Source organism: Nostoc sp., assembly GCF_036919895.1.
In the GTDB taxonomy this organism is placed as follows: domain Bacteria; phylum Cyanobacteriota; class Cyanobacteriia; order Cyanobacteriales; family Nostocaceae; genus Nostoc.
This window is the reverse complement of sequence record NZ_JBALBW010000044.1, coordinates 13,591-33,032: the sequence shown is the minus strand read 5'-3', so window position 1 is coordinate 33,032 and position 19,442 is coordinate 13,591. Positions and strand designations below refer to the sequence as shown.

At 40.7% G+C, this 19,442-nt stretch carries 20 protein-coding genes; 14 read left to right on the top strand and 6 right to left on the bottom strand.

What is annotated here, in order from left to right; translation table 11 throughout:
- Window positions 1-321 precede the first annotated feature (321 nt).
- From V7K55_RS08105 to V7K55_RS08055, 11 genes are all read left to right on the top strand, one after another.
- Window positions 322-942, top strand: a complete 621-nt coding sequence (locus V7K55_RS08105) for a hypothetical protein (RefSeq protein ID WP_334829974.1) — start codon at window positions 322-324, stop codon at window positions 940-942.
- A gap of 14 nt (window positions 943-956) precedes the next feature.
- Window positions 957-1,328, top strand: a complete 372-nt coding sequence (locus V7K55_RS08100; protein WP_334829972.1) for a hypothetical protein — start codon at window positions 957-959, stop codon at window positions 1,326-1,328.
- On the top strand, window positions 1,282-4,029 hold the full coding sequence (locus tag V7K55_RS08095) for a hypothetical protein (protein ID WP_334829970.1): 2,748 nt from the start codon (window positions 1,282-1,284) through the stop codon (window positions 4,027-4,029). Before V7K55_RS08100 ends, V7K55_RS08095 begins: the two co-directional genes overlap by 47 nt.
- 105 nt (window positions 4,030-4,134) lie before the next feature.
- Window positions 4,135-4,956: a hypothetical protein gene (locus V7K55_RS08090; protein ID WP_334829968.1), complete on the top strand. Its 822-nt coding sequence runs from the start codon at window positions 4,135-4,137 to the stop codon at window positions 4,954-4,956.
- Between the two features lie 236 nt (window positions 4,957-5,192).
- On the top strand, window positions 5,193-6,242 hold the full coding sequence (locus tag V7K55_RS08085) for a hypothetical protein (protein ID WP_334829966.1): 1,050 nt from the start codon (window positions 5,193-5,195) through the stop codon (window positions 6,240-6,242).
- A 113-nt stretch (window positions 6,243-6,355) separates the two neighbouring features.
- Window positions 6,356-7,174 (top strand): hypothetical protein, encoded by an 819-nt coding sequence (locus V7K55_RS08080; RefSeq protein WP_334829964.1) that lies wholly within the window; start codon window positions 6,356-6,358, stop codon window positions 7,172-7,174.
- Between the two features lie 57 nt (window positions 7,175-7,231).
- Window positions 7,232-7,936, top strand: a complete 705-nt coding sequence (locus tag V7K55_RS08075) for a hypothetical protein (RefSeq protein WP_334829962.1) — start codon at window positions 7,232-7,234, stop codon at window positions 7,934-7,936.
- On the top strand, window positions 7,933-9,594 hold the full coding sequence (locus V7K55_RS08070; protein ID WP_334829960.1) for a hypothetical protein: 1,662 nt from the start codon (window positions 7,933-7,935) through the stop codon (window positions 9,592-9,594). The genes V7K55_RS08075 and V7K55_RS08070 overlap by 4 nt, the downstream gene beginning before the upstream one ends.
- A gap of 117 nt (window positions 9,595-9,711) precedes the next feature.
- Window positions 9,712-10,284 carry a hypothetical protein gene (locus V7K55_RS08065; RefSeq protein WP_334829958.1) on the top strand — a complete coding sequence of 191 codons (573 nt, stop codon included), beginning with the start codon at window positions 9,712-9,714 and terminating at the stop codon, window positions 10,282-10,284.
- A gap of 192 nt (window positions 10,285-10,476) precedes the next feature.
- The gene (locus tag V7K55_RS08060; RefSeq protein ID WP_012410606.1) at window positions 10,477-10,716 is read left to right on the top strand and encodes a hypothetical protein; all 240 of its coding nucleotides are present in this window, start codon (window positions 10,477-10,479) and stop codon (window positions 10,714-10,716) included.
- A 59-nt stretch (window positions 10,717-10,775) separates the two neighbouring features.
- Window positions 10,776-11,033 carry a hypothetical protein gene (locus tag V7K55_RS08055; RefSeq protein ID WP_334829956.1) on the top strand — a complete coding sequence of 86 codons (258 nt, stop codon included), beginning with the start codon at window positions 10,776-10,778 and terminating at the stop codon, window positions 11,031-11,033.
- A gap of 49 nt (window positions 11,034-11,082) precedes the next feature.
- Here the strand turns inward: V7K55_RS08055 and plsY are convergent, their stop codons facing one another.
- The 4 genes from plsY to V7K55_RS08035 form a co-directional block, all read right to left on the bottom strand.
- Window positions 11,083-11,763 (bottom strand): glycerol-3-phosphate 1-O-acyltransferase PlsY, encoded by a 681-nt coding sequence (gene plsY / locus V7K55_RS08050; protein ID WP_334829954.1) that lies wholly within the window; start codon window positions 11,761-11,763, stop codon window positions 11,083-11,085.
- Window positions 11,764-11,932: 169 nt separating this feature from the next.
- Complete coding sequence (locus V7K55_RS08045) at window positions 11,933-13,198, bottom strand: DUF3086 domain-containing protein (protein WP_334829952.1); 1,266 nt, start codon at window positions 13,196-13,198, stop codon at window positions 11,933-11,935.
- Window positions 13,199-13,440: 242 nt separating this feature from the next.
- Window positions 13,441-13,827, bottom strand: a complete 387-nt coding sequence (locus V7K55_RS08040; RefSeq protein WP_334829950.1) for a DUF3119 family protein — start codon at window positions 13,825-13,827, stop codon at window positions 13,441-13,443.
- 128 nt (window positions 13,828-13,955) lie between these two features.
- A complete protein-coding gene (locus V7K55_RS08035; protein WP_334829948.1) occupies window positions 13,956-14,753 on the bottom strand; it encodes an MlaE family lipid ABC transporter permease subunit in 798 nt (265 codons plus the stop codon).
- A 409-nt stretch (window positions 14,754-15,162) separates the two neighbouring features.
- Here V7K55_RS08035 and V7K55_RS08030 point away from each other — a divergent pair, with 409 nt between their 5' ends.
- The 3 genes from V7K55_RS08030 (at window position 15,163) to aroH (ending at window position 17,341) form a co-directional block, all read left to right on the top strand.
- On the top strand, window positions 15,163-15,459 hold the full coding sequence (locus V7K55_RS08030) for a hypothetical protein (RefSeq protein ID WP_334829946.1): 297 nt from the start codon (window positions 15,163-15,165) through the stop codon (window positions 15,457-15,459).
- A gap of 543 nt (window positions 15,460-16,002) precedes the next feature.
- The gene (sppA, locus tag V7K55_RS08025) at window positions 16,003-16,824 is read left to right on the top strand and encodes a signal peptide peptidase SppA (RefSeq protein ID WP_334829943.1); all 822 of its coding nucleotides are present in this window, start codon (window positions 16,003-16,005) and stop codon (window positions 16,822-16,824) included.
- Between the two features lie 103 nt (window positions 16,825-16,927).
- On the top strand, window positions 16,928-17,341 hold the full coding sequence (aroH, locus tag V7K55_RS08020) for a chorismate mutase (protein ID WP_334829941.1): 414 nt from the start codon (window positions 16,928-16,930) through the stop codon (window positions 17,339-17,341).
- Between the two features lie 349 nt (window positions 17,342-17,690).
- Here aroH and V7K55_RS08015 read toward each other — a convergent pair whose 3' ends face one another.
- A complete protein-coding gene (locus tag V7K55_RS08015) occupies window positions 17,691-18,368 on the bottom strand; it encodes a polysaccharide deacetylase family protein (protein WP_334829939.1) in 678 nt (225 codons plus the stop codon).
- Window positions 18,369-18,894: 526 nt separating this feature from the next.
- Window positions 18,895-19,368, bottom strand: coding sequence for a hypothetical protein (locus V7K55_RS08010; protein WP_334829937.1), 474 nt, complete (start codon window positions 19,366-19,368; stop codon window positions 18,895-18,897).
- Window positions 19,369-19,442 lie beyond the last annotated feature (74 nt).

The following is a 19,442-nucleotide window of genomic DNA, read 5'->3' as shown; positions in this document are numbered from 1 at the left end:
CGCTTGAATACCCCATTTTCAGCCCTTACCTGTTTAAATTCACCTCTTTGTGTTGATTCTACTTGTTCGCCTAAAAGATATCAAATGGGTTCTATGGTAGTTCTGGTTAACAACTCGAAGACTAGTTTCTCAAACCATTAATACTTACTTTAATAAGTATTAATGTTCTCTTAACTTAACTTAATACAAATTTAGGTATAGTATAGGACTTTGCCGAACTTTATAATTTAAGGATAAATTAAGTGTTGAATCATGTAAAATCATGGCATGTGTAAAATTTTAGACAACCAACACTCAAGTACACCATAGGAAAATTAGCAAATGTCTAGACAAAGTTCTCACAAGAGAAACTTTTTCAAAGCTTTAACTGGTAGCGCTGTCAAAGGATCTCATAAGTTGAGGCTGGGATTGGAATCCAGCTTGATTATTTTGGTTGAATCTGTACCTTTTTTGATTGCTTGTGCTGTACTTGTAAGCGTTATTAGCCTAAAAAGTCCTATCCTGCTTTTTTGTTTACTGGTTGGTAGTTTAATTGCAGTCATCACCCAGCAAGTTGGGCAGCAGTTGAATTTACCCAGGCGATCGCTAATACTATTACAAATTTTAGCAGCAGCGATCGTTCTGAGTTTATATTGGTTAGACTGTTTTGCAGCCCCTGCACAAGCGCAGTTTTTTGGAGAAGCTGAAAAGTTTTTCAAAAAAACCTTAACTGATGGTTCGACAACAAATAGTGGTGGTAGCAACACAGCAGTAAGTTTGATATTTAATGTGTTGCGGGCAATTTACTTACTCTATATAGCAATTTCCCTGGTTGGCGTGATTAACGCAGTGCGGAAAGATGAAGATTGGCAAAGCATTGCCAGAACTCCCCTATTAGTCGTTGTTGCTGTTACTATTGCTGATGTACTCACACGCTTTGTAATTGGCGATAGCAGTAAATAATTCAGATATTTCAAATGTCTCAAGAGCGGGAACAAGAATTTCGTCCAGTTAATCAGGTTCTGGGAAGCCAACCTTCGTTAGGGCCAATTCCTGCCGACCAAATTCTTCCTTGGACGGTAATTGCCCTAGCCTCCTATTTTATTATTAATGGAATTTTTGGAGGTCTTTTCCAAGAAGAATTTCAAAAATGGTTGTGGACAGTACTAATTACTGGTTGGGGAATAGGAACTTGGTGGATTTTAACTGGTGGTAGGAGTTGGAGTTTTTTAAGTAAATTTATTGGCGTTCCCTCTTGGACAAGAGGCTTTGCTCGTTATCAAAGCTTACTGGAAGTTAACCATGAAGCAAAAAATCGGAAAACAAAGCGTCGGCATCGCCGGAAGTGAAAGTAGATTAACACCATTTGAAGATGCCTTACACCTGGCAACAATGCTACGTGTCGCTATGAATGGACGCGATATTGGCGCGTATTTATTAACAAAAGGTACTCAAAAAGACCGATTTTGCTTTGTTTTTGGTTTTGACTGTAAGGGAATTCATACTACCTTAAGACCCGAACAAATCGATACACTTTTTAATAACATTGAAGCTGGATTGAAAGATATCCCTAGCGGTGAAAGAATGACACTGCATTTGGGATCTTTTAGTGACGATAAAGAGCGCCAAAAAGAATTAGCATCACTAATCAGAAATGCGCCGTCACGAGATATTAAATATTTGTTGATGGCAGAGAGAGCCAGAGTCAAAGAATTGACTATTTCTGGTGTTCGGAAGCCTAAATTTTTACGAATTTATGTCACTTACACCATTGAATCTAACTCGCAACATGCAGATGATTGGATAGAGAAGCTTTTAGTCAAAGCTGAATCATGGTGGTTGAAATTCAAAGGTGAACTCTCAGAAGTAGAAAACCAGCGTATCGAAACCCTAATCACAAATGCTTACAAGCAGGGTTTTCTGCGCTGGGAACAAATTTTATCTAACCAAATGGGGTTGGATGTCAAACCTTTGACAGCTAATGAACTCTGGAAAGAGGTGTGGAAAAGGTTTAATGATACAGAGGCAATAGAGATTCCCCAGTTGATGACTTTAGATGAACAAGGACTGCACGAGCAAGTTAATTCAGATTTAGCGAGTACTAAATTGCTGATAGACAATATCCACGGCACAACTTTGCTGATGGAGTCTAGCGTACCTTGTGCCGATCGTCGCTGGGTTAATGTTAACAATCGTTATATTGGCGCACTATCATTTCTCGAAAAACCGGGAGGTTGGCCAAATAAATCTGCCCAACTGCGTTATTTATGGGAACTGTTGGCCAGAGAAAGAGTAGTAGATACAGAAATTTTTTGTGAGTTGACTGCCGCAAATCCGGCAATGGTGAAAACGACTCTGCAACGAGTGCTGAAGCAGTCAAACATGACGACAATCATGGCTCAAGAAAAAAGTAAAACTATTGATGTCAACGCTCAATTGAAGTTGAAAAAATCGGTAGCGGCGCAAGAACAATTATTTGAAGGTGCAGTCCCGATTTATACGAGTATTGCTATTTTAGTACATCGTCCCACTGTCGAAAAATTAGATGAGGCGACAAGGTATATTGAAAACTGTTTTCAACGCCCAGCAAGGATAATTAGAGAAACTGAATATGCTTGGAAAATTTGGCTGCAAACTCTACCAATAGTTTGGGAAGGTTTGTTAGCTACACCCTTTAACCGTCGCCAGCTATATTTAACAAGTGAAGTTCCCGGATTAATGCCGTTAGTTTTAACTAAACGGGGTGATAAAGAAGGCTTTGAGTTGATTGCTGAAGAAGGCGGAACACCCGTACATTTAGATTTGTTTAATCAACACAAAAATTTAGCTTTATTTGCGACAACTCGTGCTGGTAAATCGGTGTTGGTATCAGGGATTTTAACTCAGGCTTTGGCGCATGGCATTCCGGTAGTGGCGTTAGATTTCCCTAAACCGGATGGGACATCAACTTTCACAGACTATACAGAGTTTATGGAGGGGAATGGAGCCTATTTTGATATTTCTAAACAGTCGAATAACTTATTTGAACAGCCAGATTTGCGATCGCTAGATCCAGAACAACAACGCGATCGCTTTAACGATTATACCGCCTTCCTAGAATCAGCGTTAATGACAATGGTTTTAGGATCGTCCACTGAAAGTCAAATTTTATCGCAAACCGTGCGATCGCTGCTCAACTTGGCCCTAGAAGCCTTCTTTACAGATGAAGGCATCAAAGAGCGATATCGGCAAGCGATGGCGGGAGGATTTGGCACTCTTGCTTGGCAAAAAACCCCTACCTTAAAAGATTTTCTCTATTTCTGTTCGCCAGAACACTTGCAGCTAGAGTCTTTAAGTGGCAGAGTAGAAGACGCTCTCAGTCAAATTCAACTACGCTTGCGGTTTTGGCTTTCTAGCCGTGTGGGACAAGCTATTTCTGCACCATCTAGCTTTCCTACCGATGCACAACTTTTAGTTTTTGCTCTCAGGAACTTATCAGATAGTGAAGATGCAGCCGTACTATCTCTGAGTGCCTATTCAGCAGCATTACGACGCGCATTAAGTAGTCCAGCTTCTATATTCTTCATTGACGAAGCACCAATTTTATTTGAATTTGAGCAAATTTCCGACTTAGTTGGTAGAATTTGTGCTAACGGCGCTAAAGCCGGTATCAGAGTTATCTTGTCAGGACAAGATCCTGACACCATTGCCAAATCTAAAGCTGCATCTAAAATTTTGCAAAACTTGACAACACGATTGATTGGACGCATTCAGCCAGTTGCAGTAGATAGTTTTGCAGACATCTTAAAATATCCCCGTAATATTATTTCTCGTAATGCCTCAGAAAGCTTTTTCCCACGCAAAGAAGGCGTTTATAGCCAATGGCTGTTAGATGATAACGGTATTTATACATTCTGCCGTTATTATCCAGGTTACGAACAATTGGCAGCAGTTGCGAATAACCCATCTGAACAAACTGCGCGGAGCAAAATGATGCAAGTTCACACCGATAAATATGAAGCTATTTCTGCATTTGCCCGTCAGTTAGTGGCTAACTTACGCAGTAGTTAATCGGGTTATATCAAGTGAGTGATTTAAAAAGTTATAAATCATACTTCAAAAGCTAAATTTCTGATTCACTACTTAATTTCGTCTACCTTTTTCAGGTACAGATGTATGCGAAAAACTACTATTTTTACTCTTACATTACTATCCCTGGCAATCATCCCAGCAATGGCACAAGTTCAAACGAACGGATTAGGTGAGATTTGGACTGATTTTCAATCATATTCTACAGATTTGCAAAATTACCTTCAATATAATCTGAGCGACAACTTAAAGCCTGTAGAAATACAGAGTCAAAATGCTCTGAATAATTCTAGGGGAGAATTGAACATACCTAACCCTGTAGCGGCCGGACAAAAAGTTCGCGATGATTTAATCCTCTACTCGAAATCAGGCCGTTTTGAGAATAATTCCGCAGTGTGGGGAAACTTAGTTAGTAATGAATTAAATCGTGTAATAACCCGTGGAATAGCGGCGGGTGTTCTTGGTGAAAAGGGACAAATTCGGTCAAAAACGAAGTTAGAAAATATTCAAAAAGCTCTTGAGATTGTTACAAATACAGATGCTAATTTAGATAACGATATTACTAACTATACTAATAAAGCTACTACACTTATTGGCGGCAGTGGCACCGGTAACACTGCTATAAGCATCGCAGAAGCACTACTTACTAAGGGTTTAGCAACATTGCTAACTACTAACCAAGAAACACTTAAAATCCAAAAAGAGCAGATAAAAATTGTCGGAGAATCATACGCCAAGTCTACGCAATTAGAACAGGCTTTCCAATATTCTAACTTAAACTTGGCAAATATTTCTCAACAAGTGGAAGAGGTAAATCGCGCTCAGAGAGTAGAAACATCTACGGAAGCGGCGCGACTTTTACGAGCTACTTCTCAGTTAGATTTATTTGGAAGAAAAATTAATAAGTAAGATTTTAAGAGATAAATTTATAATCTTTAATCTCCTTTTCAAAATCTTGACACTTCTGAAAAACCTAAAATAAATCTAAAAACCACTTTGATAGTAGCGTGGTAAGGCTTAAATGATGTAATGACTCAAGGTTTGTAATAGAGATTTAGCTCTAGTAAACCAAACCATAAATGTAAAGCATAATTTTAGTTCTACCACGCCACTAATAAATCTCAAAAACAGCTAATAAACTAAAAATGCAACTTGCTATTCAACTAATTTTTGCCCAAGTAGGCATTGATGAGGTTCTCGATAATGGTGCCGCAACCTCCCAAAGTATTGCCGAAGGTTGGGATAAACAATGGCTGGATTTATTACAAAATAATACTAGTAATAACTTGTATGGAGCGCTAACAAATCTGGGTATTTTTTTTGCAGTAGGAACCCTGTTGTTTTTTATGCTACAATTCCTTAAAGATTTAATATCCTACGAATATAGCCGTCCAATATCAGCTTTGATTTGGCCTTTTATAGTGGTAATCCTATTAAGTAATTCAGGCAATGGAAGTATACTTTCTAGTCTGACATTGGGAGTGCGGAATTTTTTAAACACTGTGAATCAGCAAGTAGTAGTATCGGCAGATGCAGATAAAATATACCAGCAAGCACTGAATATGAGTATTGCCGAAGAAGTAGCTGGTTCTTTGCTGCGTCCTTGTCAATCACTGACAGGAGAACAACAAACTCAATGCTTTGTCAAAGCTGCTGAAAAAGTCAATGTTCTCTGGCAGAAATATCGAGATACTTATGGAAATAAAAGCTGGATAATTAGACTGCAAAATAAGGTAGATAATATTAGATATGGCACTGGTCTGGTATCAGAAACATCATTTAATTCCTTGTTAGGTTCTACAGTTCAAACGAGTATCCAAAACTTTTTGGTTTCCTTACAATATGCCTTTCAGAATTTGATAGAAGCAACTATGTTGCTAATAGCAGCTTTAGGGCCAATAGCTGTAGGCGGGTCTTTACTACCTGTAGCGGGGAAACCAATCTTTGCATGGCTAACCGGATTTTTATCTATTGGAATCGCCAAGATTTCATTCAATATTATTGCTGTGTTGACTGCCGCAGTTATTGTCAATGGGCCGGGTCAAGATGCTAATGTTGATCCAGACTTAATGTGGTTTATTATTTTTCTGGGAATTTTAGCACCAATTTTATCTTTACTTGTAGCTGCTGCTGGAGGTTTTGCAGTCTTCAGTGCTATCAATAATACGGCTTCTATAGTCAAGGAAAGGATATAAGGAATGGAAAATCCCAAAAGAATAATCTAGTATTGGCTAGTCTCCTGACTGCTAAATATATGCAAATTATTATATATAATAGCTGAAGTTTTTTTGGAGGAGGAGATGAGTAAATGGTGCGTTTACTAGAAAAAAAGCAAAGAATAGGAAGTGTTTTGACAGTTTTTGCCATTGCTACCTTCAGTTTACATATATTAGTTTTACTTTTCTTCATATTTCAAGGCATAAATATTCGCCAACTCAGTCTGAGAAAACCTCCCAACTTTGTGCAATTAATAGATGGTAAACCAGTAGCTAATATTGATGATTTAGAAAGAGAACCAGAAGCAATTCGCCGATTCATCAGCAAAACGATGATATCAATGTTTAGCTGGTCTGGAATTTTACCAGCACAAACTATCGAAGAAGTTGCCAACCCAAAAGCAGATTTAGGAATTCCGATTAGAACATCCCAAGGCAGTAGCCAAAAAATTAGTACCAGCAGTTGGATAGCTAGTTTTGCCTTATCAGAAGACTTTCGCAAAGGTTTCTTAAGCACAGTTGCAGAAATGACACCGCAAGAAGTTTTCTCTGAAAATCCCAGCTTGGTTATGACATCACAATTAGTTATTAAGCGGGTTTATCCACCAAAACAAATTGCTCCAGGTAAGTGGCGAGTAGGTATGGTAGCTGACTTAATTCAAAAAAAACGAGTTGGTGATGTAAAACTCATAACTCCTTTTAATAAAGATTTGCTTGTCCGGGCAACAGATTATTTTGCTAACCCACAAGTCGGCAATAGTACTATTTTGCAAAAAGCTATTTATAGTACCCGATCTGATAAATTAGAAATATATGAAATTCGTAATTTATGCTTGCTAGATGACTACAATAATCTGAATGAAGAGAGCTTGAAAGAATGCGGTAGTAGAAGTGGTGGCTTTATAAAATAATCGATTTCTACTTTTATTGATAATAGTTAAATCTTATATATAAAAAATAAATTCTTAATGCAGTTACTTAAACCAGAAAATAAGAAAAATAACCCTTTACCAGTCTTAGCAGTAGGAACATTTGGTTTACATCTGTTTACCTTGCTATTACTAATATTTAACGGGTCTATGTTACAACAGTTAGGTCGGCAACTTACACCTCAAAGTTTAGTACAACTTGTTGATGGTCGCGTTATAACAGTAGACCCACAACAAAATTTAGAGCGACAACCAGAAACGATTCGGCGCTTTGTGGGTGAAACTATGAGCTTAATGCTTACTTGGTCGCAGCAGCAGCCACCAATAGAGGTTTGGGAAGTTAGTTCCCAACTGGTAGCTGATAATTTCAAACAAAAGCTTAAGTCAGAAATTACTAATTTAAATCCAGATAGCCAATTTGAAAACGTTACTAGAGGAAACGAGAATGTATTAGTAATACAAAAAGTTTCACAACCTACAAAAATAGGCGATGGAAAGTGGAAAGTGGAGATCCTCGCCAATCAATTAATTTTTAACGGTTATGATAAGTTGGGAAAATCAGTTTCCTTTAATAAACAAATTTTAGTTAGAGCTATAGATGAACCAGCAACTTCACTACCAAATGCAGCACTACCATTGCACTTCGCAGCTTACCGCCTCGGTGAAGCTAGGTTAGAAATTTATAATGTCTGTGAAATTCAAGATAAAAATTGTTCTGGGAATCCCAACCAAGCTCTACCATGACTAGATATTCAATTCCCGCAGAAACTCCTCCACAAAATGTATTTACTTTAACTACCGACGATCGCCAACTACAATCTGTAGAATCTTTTGACTGGGAATCACGGATGGCAAGGTTGGTGGGCTTTGAAGAAGAATCTTCTTCTGGCTATAGCGAAGTTGCAGAAGACTCTGCAACGCCGCCAGAATCGCTTTCTCAACCACAAGAAGTTCAGACTAAGGAACCTCTTTCATCTAACCCCTTTGCAAAATTAGGTTTGGTGGGGGCTGGGACTTTAGCTGTAGTTTTGGTGGCTGGTTTGTTTTTGTCTCAGTTGATGAACACTAGCAGTCAAAAACCAAAAAATATTGTTTCTCCCCAAGCGCGATCGCAGCCAACTAATGAATCTAGCTCTCAACAGCTAGCAAGCGAAGTAGATACTCTCAAAACGAAATTGGCCCTAACTGAACAAGCAGAGTTAGTGAAAGCCGCCCAACAAAATCTCAGAATAGCAAAACCAACGCCTACAGTAGCCGTACAACCAGAACCGTTAGTTTCTTCCAGAGGTAGACAGAGAGTGATCCCAACATCCCCACCAATAGCTTACGTGCCTCGGACAATCACAGTCGAGCGCATTGTTAAAGTGCCTGTTTCTCAACCTTTGCCAATAGCCCAGCTACCAGTTGTGAAGCCAGACACTCAACCCGTAGTCATTGCAACTCCACCACCGCCACCAAGCCCACTTGAAGAATGGGCAAGGTTAGCAAAATTAGGTAGCTACGGTCAAGTAAATGTCACCGAGCAACCTAATAATGTTGCAGCTACTTATGCACCTCCAAATGATAGCCAGGTGCAACGACAGCCGCCAAACCCCAATCCCGAACAAACTCCAAACCCCAATCCCGAACAAACCCCAAACACCAATCCCGAACAAACTCCACAACCAGAAACTCCTCCTCCTGTGGTTAGTCAAGCGCAACAGCAGGGACAGAAATCTGTAGCAGTAGGAACCAGCGCCAAAGCTATTTTGGCAACCGCGATATTTGGAGAAACTACTAAGTCAACCAATGGGAATGACGCAGGTGAAGGGAAAAATGTCTTTGTGATCCGATTGAAAGAACCGCTAAAATCTACCGATGGTGCGATCGCTCTACCTGCAAACACAGAATTCTTAACTGAAGTTCGTTCTCTTTCCGAACAAGGTTTTTTACAGATGAATGTAGTCAAAGTTGTCTCGCAAAATAATGGCAACCTTACAGAAAGAAGCTTACCCACCAATGCAATTATTATTCGCGGTACCCAAGGTAAACCTTTAATTGCAAATAAATTTCCCAGTCAAGGTTCATCTATAGCGTCAATGGATGCAGGACTATTCGTTTTGGGAGGTCTTAGTAAAGCAGCAGAGTTAATAAATCGTAGTGATACTGAACTTCAACCACTTATTTCAACAGTTACCAATGCCGACGGCACTACCAGCAGCAGCAGCCAACTTACAACTGTGACTACCAACAGACGCAACCTTGCAGCTGGTGTTGTAGAAGGTGGTTTGAACTCTGTAGTACCCCAAATTGCCCAACGCAATCAACAGGCGATCGCCCAAATGTCACAGCAAACAAATGTTTGGTTTTTGCCAGCCGGTACAAGTATTGAAATATACGTTAATCAAGCAACTCAGTTTTAGGAGGTAGGATTTATACCAATTTTAGATTGTTGATTGGGTAATGGTAATTGGTAATAATTTTTTTCTATCTTGATCCTCTCCACTTGTTTTATCTACCAATGTCCCCCATTTGCAACGATGAAAAAGAATACTAACTTGTCAGGAAATACGCTAAATAATTCTTATTTCCTACCTATAGCTTCCTTAATTTTCTCGGTTGCTATATCGTTATTGGCAGGTCGGGCTGTAGCTAATAACGCCGTTCTGCGTTCCATCTTTTCCTGCCAAGCGCAAGGCTTAGGGGGACTAATACCTACAATTGATGTTTCGTATCAACAAGGAACAAACTTAAGCTTTATTCCGGCTGGAGAAGTAATAAAAAAAGTTTGGTTAAACGATCCATCACAGGTAACTATGGATTTTGATGGGCCAGTATGTATGCAGTTTGGTTCAAAACCTGATAATAATGCAGGAGATTGTAAAAACTCAGCAGCGAATGTCATTCAACTCAGACGAATTAAAAAACTGGACATTCCTGGGCTTCCAACCACTAGCAATACACTTTTAACAGTTGTTACTGAAGCCCAAGGGAAAAATAAGTTGTATACTTTTCGAGTGATGTATGGAACAGATAACCCTGGATATCACACTTTAGCTATTTTTCCCGATCCTTCTGGTAAAGAAGCCTCTTGTGTCAGAGTTTCACAATAAACTTCTACTACAAGTATCCGACATGGTGACGGAAGTCACTCCATAACAAGCGCAGGGTAAACGCTAGAATTTAACTGTAATTGGCTTAATCAGCCGTTCCCAGCCGCCATCTTTATAAATCTTCAGATAAGAGATAACCACAAATTCCAAATCTGTGTAAATATAAAGAAAAGCTTAAGAGGTTACAGACTCATGGTGACTGCCAAAATGATGCAACAGCTTTGGGCTGTAATCGAGTCTACCCAGGTCAACACCCTGCTCCATTTTGACGATGCAGCTTTAGTACAATTGCTCCTCCAGCAGTTAAAAGCAAAGCAGGTGATTGATGCCCAGGCAGATAGCAGCCTCAATACTTATATAAAATCTAAACTGCCTCTTATTCGTGATACGGCTGAAGGTCGGTTATCATTTGGGCAAGGCGGCAATCATTAGCACGAGAAATCGATTGCTCACTGCCAAGCATACGCTCAGAGTTTAAACAGTTGAATATTATGAATCACTGGCTAGTAATTGCCCTAGTAGCTTATCTCATTGGAGCAGCAATTGAAGGGGTAACTACAGCCAGTCAGCTATCTCGTTCAGTACCAGAACTAGCAAAAAGTACAGAAGATCGCCCTTCAGAATCTCCCACTGACCCTAGTTCAAGTTGGCGAATTGTGGCTGCCGTCGCCTCAGTAAGTGTTTGTGGAGCTTTTTTCTGGCCTTGCCGCCTTATCCACCGTTTAATGAAAGAGAACGTTCATTCCTAAGCTTAAACCTAAACCCGGCTGAACAAAAAATATATTTGCAGGTGGTAAATTAAGCTGTTTGTTCTGGTTCCGTCGCTACATTTTGCCCAATTTTTGGCTCAGTACCAGCAAACAGTCGTTCAATATTAGTGCGATGGCGCAAAATCACATACAATCCGCCGGCAATCCCAAACAGAATATAGGGTAACGGCTGATGCAAAAATACCATTAGAATGGAAACTGCGATCGCACCTGCAATTGAACTTAAAGAGACAATCCGCGATATCGCCACAACAACGGCAAACACGCCGGCTGTTGCTAAACCTACCTGCCAACTCATAGCCAACAAAATCCCCAAGCTGATAGCAACAGATTTACCACCCGTAAAGCCCAAAAAAATTGATTTACTATGTCCCAAGATGGCAGCTAACCCAGCTAAGGTTACTATACACGGTTGCCACAGTTGTACATCTACCGTTGGGGGGATAAAATTTTGACTAGAGGCAAAATTGAATAACCAGTAAACTAGAGCGATCGCTAATACTCCCTTTAAGGAATCAAGTACTAAAACGAATGCTCCTGGCCCTTTCCCCAAGATTCTTAGCACATTAGTTGCGCCAGTGGAACCCGAACCAATTTGCCGAATATCAATACCCTTTAACTGCTTCACAGCAATGTACCCAGTGGGAAAAGAACCCAAAAGGTAAGCTATAAGGACAATTACGCCGCACAGAGTTAACCAGATAGCCATAATAAAATTTAAAAATCTAGAGAAATACCTCTTAATACCATTTCTTTTTGAAGATGCGCCTATAGCAATTAAACAAAACTACATACTAGAGAGGCAATTCATGAATTGCCCCTACGTAAATACAGTCAAGTCTCACATCAAATTGCTATGACCAATGACCAATAACTAATTAAAAATCATCATCATAGTTTCTCACGGTTTTGGGATCGGGAGCAAAAGCTAACCACAAAGGAAATTGCAGTAGGGACAAACTGATTTGCTCCTCTGAGTCGTCAATGATAATTAAAGGCAGTTGATTGGCTTTCGTCAATCGGTCTGCTTTCTGAGCCAGAGCATCAGATGCCTCAAATAATACCACGCCTCGGTCTGGGCCAAAATCTGGGCGACCGATTCCCAGACAGTCTTGCAAGCCGCGCCGCCATTCACCTAATCGCTCTGGTGTATTAGCTAAGACTAAAGTACGAATGCGATCGCCATACAGCTTGTGTAATATCGAAATTGCAGATGAGGCAATCAGAATATTTTGTAAGCGGCTACCCATTGTCCGCAAACCACCCCGTCCCCCTTGGGTAAAAAACCAGTTAGAAACTCGTTCTGCGTGGATTGGTTCAAAGGTACGGCGTAGTTGCCACGCTGGGCCGTAGTAATCGGGTTTATTGCGGTATTGGTCAATTAGGCGGCGAATTTGCTTTGTAGTATCTTGAAACTGCTGCTGGGCAAATTGCGGTATTCCAGGTTGGGTTTCAACTGGTTTAGCCTCTTTTACAGATGGTTTTTCTCGTTCCACCACAGTTGGTTTTAATTGCAACTGTTCAGCTGCAACAGCCAAATCCTGTAAGCTACCCGTGAGATAGTCTTTAAAACCCTGTACCCGAATTGCTAAGTCTTGGGATGTACCAGCAAAAGTGGTTCGCATCTCGTTGCGGATACGTTCTTGACGACGTTCTAGTTGTTCTACAGAAATTTGTAGGGTTTGTTTGCGTTGTTCTAACTGCACCAGCGACTCTTGCACGAGTCGTCCCAGGGAAGTTTGAGTTTCACTCACTTGTACCTGAAGGTTTTTGTAAGAAGCTTGCAGCATGGCTATTTCTGACTTGAGGGCTACTTCAGCGCTCTGCAACTCTGCCACTCGCTGCTCTGCTTCTGCATATAATGAAGATTCTATTTCTGACCCCAGTGCGGTATTTTCCGGTTCTGACTGCGCCACAAACTCGCCATTTGAATTTTCTGTTAGCTCTACTGTAGTATCTACCACTTCTGCATTGGAGATGAGTGGCTCAAAAGTTGCGTAGTCTTCTGATGAGCTAACGCCTCCTGTTTCTCCCACTGACTCAACAGATGGATTGACTGGATGTTCAACTGTATTGTTCTGTTCTTGTGTTTCTGCCAACCGCTCATCAATTGGTTCTGGGGTTTGAGATGCCTCTGGGTTCATAAACAATAGTGTAATTCCTATGATGCGAATAAATAGCTTTCAGAAATATTACAATTGACCGGCTATAAAAGTCGTGAGTAATGAGTGCTGAGTTATGAGTTTAGATCGAAACGACTCAGCACAGATTGTACTCATACCAGTTCTTTATGAAGCTGCATAAAATCAACTTTGGTAATATTTGGGGATTTTTCCCCAAGTTCTGGATAAACCTCAGATTTAATCAGTATCCGCACTAAATACGACTAAATACGCGGACAACGTTGTTCTAAGCAAGTTTTCAAGGTGTTAGGGTCAAACAAAATCGGCAAAAAGTGAATACTTTTAATTTCTTTAAAGTAAAACAGGATAGGGACTCCATTCCAGAAAATCCGCCAGTTTTGCCATTCCTGGTAAGGAAAGCGCCGAATTAATTTTTCGCTTCTGTAAATATCTAAGTCGGTGACGGTAAATTGCAAACGCAGCGTTAACGCCTGAAACATGAGAAACAAACCAAATAGTGTGAAAATGGAGCCTACCCACGGTTGTACCAACAGTAGTGGAATAGCGGTAATTACCAACACTATAGGTATGTTGTAACTAGGCTTTAGTTCCACAGTTGATGTGGAGTTAGGAGCAAATGAACTGGTCACAGTCTTAAATCCTGCTTTATTTACTAGGCATATCTCCTATTTTAGGAGTCAGGAACTAAGAGTGAGGAATTCGGAGTTTTAACTCATAACTCTTAACTCCTGTACAGACGCGATTAATCGCGTCCCTCTTATAAGCCTTTCAAGAATGCACTGCCAAGCCCTTGAAACATTAACCAAGAAAGAAAGAAGTTGCTAACAAATATAATCAGTAAGGCAGTCACAACAGCAGTTGTGGTTGACTGTCCTACACCTTTGGCTCCTCCTGTTGTCGTCAACCCCCAACTGCAACCAATTACGGCGATTAAAATTCCAAAGCAACACGCCTTAATCATCGCGCTCAAAATATCCCAGATACCAAGAAAGTTACGGGCTGAGTCTATAAATACCGTATCAGATAGGTTGTAGACATTTGTCGCAATTATGAATCCTCCGAACATCCCTGTTACCAAAGACAGGAGGGTTAAAATTGGTAGCATTAAACAGCAAGCAAGAACGCGGGGAATAACTAGATAATCGATTGGATCTGTTTTTAACATCAACATGGCATCGATTTGTTCTGTGACTCGCATGGTACCGATTTCGGCTGCAAAGGCAGAACCGACTCGTCCCGCCAAAACCACTGCTGTCAACACGGGAGAGAGTTCTCGTGTCAACGCTACAGAAAGCACTCCGCCGATAATGTTTCCTGCGCCAAAGTTGATAAATTCCCGCGCCACCTGAATGGTAAACACCGCGCCGACAAAAATAGCCGTCAATAGGGCAATAAATAGGGAATCGGGGCCAACTGCTGCCATTTGTTCCAAGGTGTTGCGCCGATGGATTTTGCCTTTCAATAGGTGAACTAGGACTTGCCCACCCAGAAAAATCGCCGCCAGCAATCGCTGACTCCATTCTCCTAAACTGGATTTGGATGTAGTCTGGTTCAATGTTCTGTAGCTAACTCGGTAACTGCCTTAAGAATAGCGGAAGTCATTGGGATAGGGAATGGGGGATTGGGGATTGGGGATTGATTCTTTCTCCCTCATCCTTCTTGCTCACAATGGGGGTGATTATTAACTTAGATTAAAGATGCTCTCAGAAAAGGAAGCTGTTATTAAACATACCGCAAACCAATAATATGGGTGCTAACTTAGTTTTAAGCTTGATTTTGCAAGGCTTTTGGAGATTTAAATTATTTCTTATATCCCCAGCACGTGCTGTAACTAGTAGCCGTTTCTTTTAATGAAAACTTAAGATTTTTGACAGATTGGCTGCTTAGGAGCGATCGCACGTATTGTAGAAAATGACAAACCGCTATCTGGCTATTGTCATCTCTACTCACGGAGTTTGTCCCAAATGACTATTTTCATTAACTTTCTCCGCTCTTTACTACTTACAATCATTTTTAGTTTTGTCGCTCCCGTCTTGCTAGTTGGTGGCGGACTACTGTTTCTATCTCTCATCGGTTACTTTCCAGGTTTACAAGAGTTAACAGAGGCGATCGCTACTCAGATTATGCATTTTCTCGCCACCTTTGGCAGTGGAACTCCCCTCCGAGGATTATTTGTGATTAGCTTGACCTGTAGTTTTGTCGGGTCACTGTTTGATACGTATGTTTATTATCGGTATCAAATTTTACGAATAAACTCCTGAATGGTGTAAATAGCTTTGTCAGGTATTCATGGGCTGTACAACAGAGGAAAAATTGATATTTCCTAAAGTGAAAGTGCTACTGGTCTTAACCTAAATAGGGATTAGTGTTGCTGGATGAATTTTTATTAATTAAATTGAATACCGAAATTGTTAATTAAATACTTATTGTTAATTAGTTATTAGTTATTAATTACTGAGGATTTTTGTATGGGCGCGATCGCAGTAAAGGAATCCTAAAACAGTCAAAAAGCTAATATACTAAGGGCTTTGAAACTTTTAATTATGCAAAACAGCTAAAATAGTCTGTGCTAAACCACCATGTTGAACGTTAAACTAGAATTTGGCATTTTGGATTGACTGCAATTTTTAAGGAATTTATTAGTATTCATTGAGAATATCAAATAAAACTCACTGCAAAAGATAAAAACTTCCTTAAAATCCTGATGAGCAAAATGCCTGCTCATGTTTCTTAACAGACCAAAGGAGGTCGTCTGACCTCTGAGGATCTTATATTGAGTTTATTACGAGGTATGTTTACAACTCATGGTTTGGCCGTTTAAGCCCAAGTTTAGAAAACAAATTGCGCGGATTGAAATTACTGGTGCGATCGCCAGTGCAACTCGCAAACGCGTGCTAGAAGCCCTGAAAACTGTAGAAGAAAAGAAGTTTCCGGCATTATTGCTCCGTATCGATAGCCCTGGGGGTACAGTCGGAGATTCTCAAGAAATCTATAGCGCTCTGAAGCGTTTACGCGAAAAAATTAAAATTGTCGCAAGCTTTGGCAATATTTCGGCTTCTGGAGGTGTCTACATCGGCGTGGGAGCCGAATACATCGTTGCTAACCCAGGCACAATTACGGGTAGTATTGGTGTGATTTTGCGCGGAAACAACTTGGAACGCTTGCTAGAAAAAATCGGTGTTTCCTTCCAGGTAATTAAGTCTGGCCCTTATAAAGACATTTTGGCTTTTGACCGACAGCTAACTCAACCAGAAGAAAACATCCTGCAAGAGTTGATTGACACAAGTTATCAGCAGTTTGTCCAAACGGTAGCTGATGGCCGTTCTTTAACAGTAGAAGCTGTGAAAAGTTTCGCCGATGGTCGGATTTTTACTGGACAGCAAGCCCTAGAGTTGGGTGTTGTAGACCGCCTGGGTACAGAAGAAGATGCCCGTCGCTGGACAGCAGAATTGGTCGGACTCGATCCAGAAAAAACTCTCTGCTATACCCTAGAAGAACGTAAACCCTTATTAAATCGTCTTCTACCAGGGAGTCGTCAGTTTTCATCAGGAATTCGATCTGGTATTGATTGGCTTGAATTTGAAGTGTCTACTAGTGGTTTACCGTTGTGGTTGTATAGGCCATAAATGGTTGTTTGTCATTGGTCATTTGTCCTTTGTTCAGAGTCAAATGACCAATGACCAATGACTAATAACTAATGACTAATGACTAATTAAGGAGGATTTTGGCGTGGAGTGGCAAATGCGGGCTATTCGTGGAGCAACAACCGTTTCCGAAAATACTGTTGAGGCAATCAGAGACGTAGTGACAGAACTACTGGATGAACTAGAAAATCGCAATGAATTTCAGCCGGCTGACATGATTAGTGTGACTTTCTCAGTGACACGCGACTTAGATGCGATTTTTCCAGCTGCGATCGCTAGAGCGCGACCAGGTTGGGATAATGTGGCTATGTTAGATGTGCAACAAATGCACGTTGAAGGTAGCTTACAGCGCTGCATTCGGTTTTTAATTCACGCTTATCTGCCAACCTCCGCCTCAATTCATCATATCTATTTACGCAACGCCGCTAGCTTGCGTCCCGACTGGAATTTGCCTCAGCCTTTACAAGCATCACACCCAGCAGTTAAGTCAAAAGTGTAAAGCACCCAGATTAACAAATAAGGGACTTCCAAATAAAAAAATATTCCAAAGCTGACGCAAAAATCCTCTTAATCTCTCTTCTCTCTGTGTTGCGCCAGGTGCTACAAACTCCTCCACCCCCGCAACGCACTGGCTTCTCTGCGCGGCAGTCGCTCATGGGGGAAACCCCCAATACCACGCTGCCTTGTCTCTGTGGTTCGTTTTTTAGGATAATTTATTCCTTGGAAATCCCTAAAAGCGAACTGCTAAAAACACCAAAGACAAGAATCGTCATCATTTATAGAGAATTGGTATTAGAGCGATGTAAATTTTATGAATCAGCGTTCACATTTCAGAGTTATCCTATACTTTAGTTGGTCTTAGTTTGATGCCACAGAGTATCAACATTTACAAACTCATAGCCTTGTTGTAGCAGTTGCGGAATGAGAATTTGAATTATGGCAGCAACATCTTGTCCACCGCAAACACCATCATGCAAGACAATTAGGGAACCATTTTTTACCTGCTGCATAACTCGCTCTACTACAGTGTTGACACCTGGCCGCACCCAATCTTCTGGTACAACGCTCCACATGACTGGGCGATAATTCCATTGAAAAAATAATTTTAAAGTAGCAGGTGTAAAAAAACCATTTGGGGGGCGGACATCTCGCACTTGTTCGGGTTTCAGATTGCAAGCATTGTAGATAGCAGCTTGGGTTTTTTCTAAACTGTCCTTCAAATCATTTGGAGAAAGTAGGGGAAAAGAGCGGTGATCGTAGCTATGTAATCCGATCCAGTGGCCGCGATCGCTAACAGCTTTGGCGATCGCTGGTGAACGGTTGACGCAAACACCCAACCAAAAAAAACTAGCTGTAATCTGGTAATGGTCTAACACTGCCAAAACTTCGGGTGTGTATTGAGGATGTGGCCCATCATCAAAGGTCAGTGCGATCGCTTTACTATGAGGATTTCCACGCCAAAGGCAATTGGGAAAAGTCGGTTGGAGAATACGATAGACAATTGGGAACAGGGGAGCTAGCTGCATTTGCGTTTATCTGCTGCTGTAAAAAAAAATTAAACTACAATTTCTCTTTTTAAGGGGGTTAAGGGGGATCGCTAAGTGCCTAAAATCATAATGAAATACTTATTCGTTCAACCTCTTAGCTTCGACTTCTAAAATATTAAGACTTTAGCTCAAGTTTCAGACTGCTGAACCTCAAACATTAAGCTTTTATCCCGAACATTGAGCCTCTGAACTCGAAAGTTGCACCTTTTTGCTCGAACGTTGAGCCTCTGAACTCGGAAGTTGCACCTTTTTGCTCGAACGTTGAGCCTCTGAACTCGAAAGTTGCACCTTTTTACTCGAACATTGAGCCTCTGAACTCGAAAGTTGCACTTTTTTACTCGAACGTTGAGCCTCTGAACTCGGAAGTTGCACCTTTTTACTCAAAGGTTGAGCCTCTGAACTTAAAAAATGAAGCTCAGAACTCGAAATGTTGTGCTTTTAACTCCAACATTCAAATTCTGAGCTTTAATATTGCACCTTTTAAGTGCAAGTACTGAGCTATTTTCTACAACGCTGCTTTTTGAGACTTGGATTTTCCAGGTTTACGAGCAAATCGTTGCCCCATTTCCACAACTACTGCATCTAAACCCGCGCCCTGTCCACTGGCTTTAGCGTAGTTATACACCTGTAACGCGGCTGCATAAGCTTCACTACCCACTGCAAGAGATGTATCATCTACCAACTCTTGTAACTGCGTCAAGGACAACAATACAGGATACAACGCTTCAAATAACTGCACATCCTTCCGCATCTCTTCCAAGTCAAACGATCGCGGTAAAAACTCTGGGTTCTGTGTCGCCACCTCTAATGCTTTGCTGACAAATGCCCGACTCTTATCTCCCATCTTGGGTAAAGCTTTTCGGTCATCTGCACTCAAATCAACCAAAAATGGTAGCTTTTCTTTAATGGTGGCGATCGCTTGCAACACAGCTTCTTTCTCTGTTTGTGCGAAGGTTGCACTAATTTGGGTCGTAGACATAGGAATCACTCTCCAGTAAATTTATTAAATCTAGAGTTCCCACATATACAACACAAATTCCCATTCATAGAACA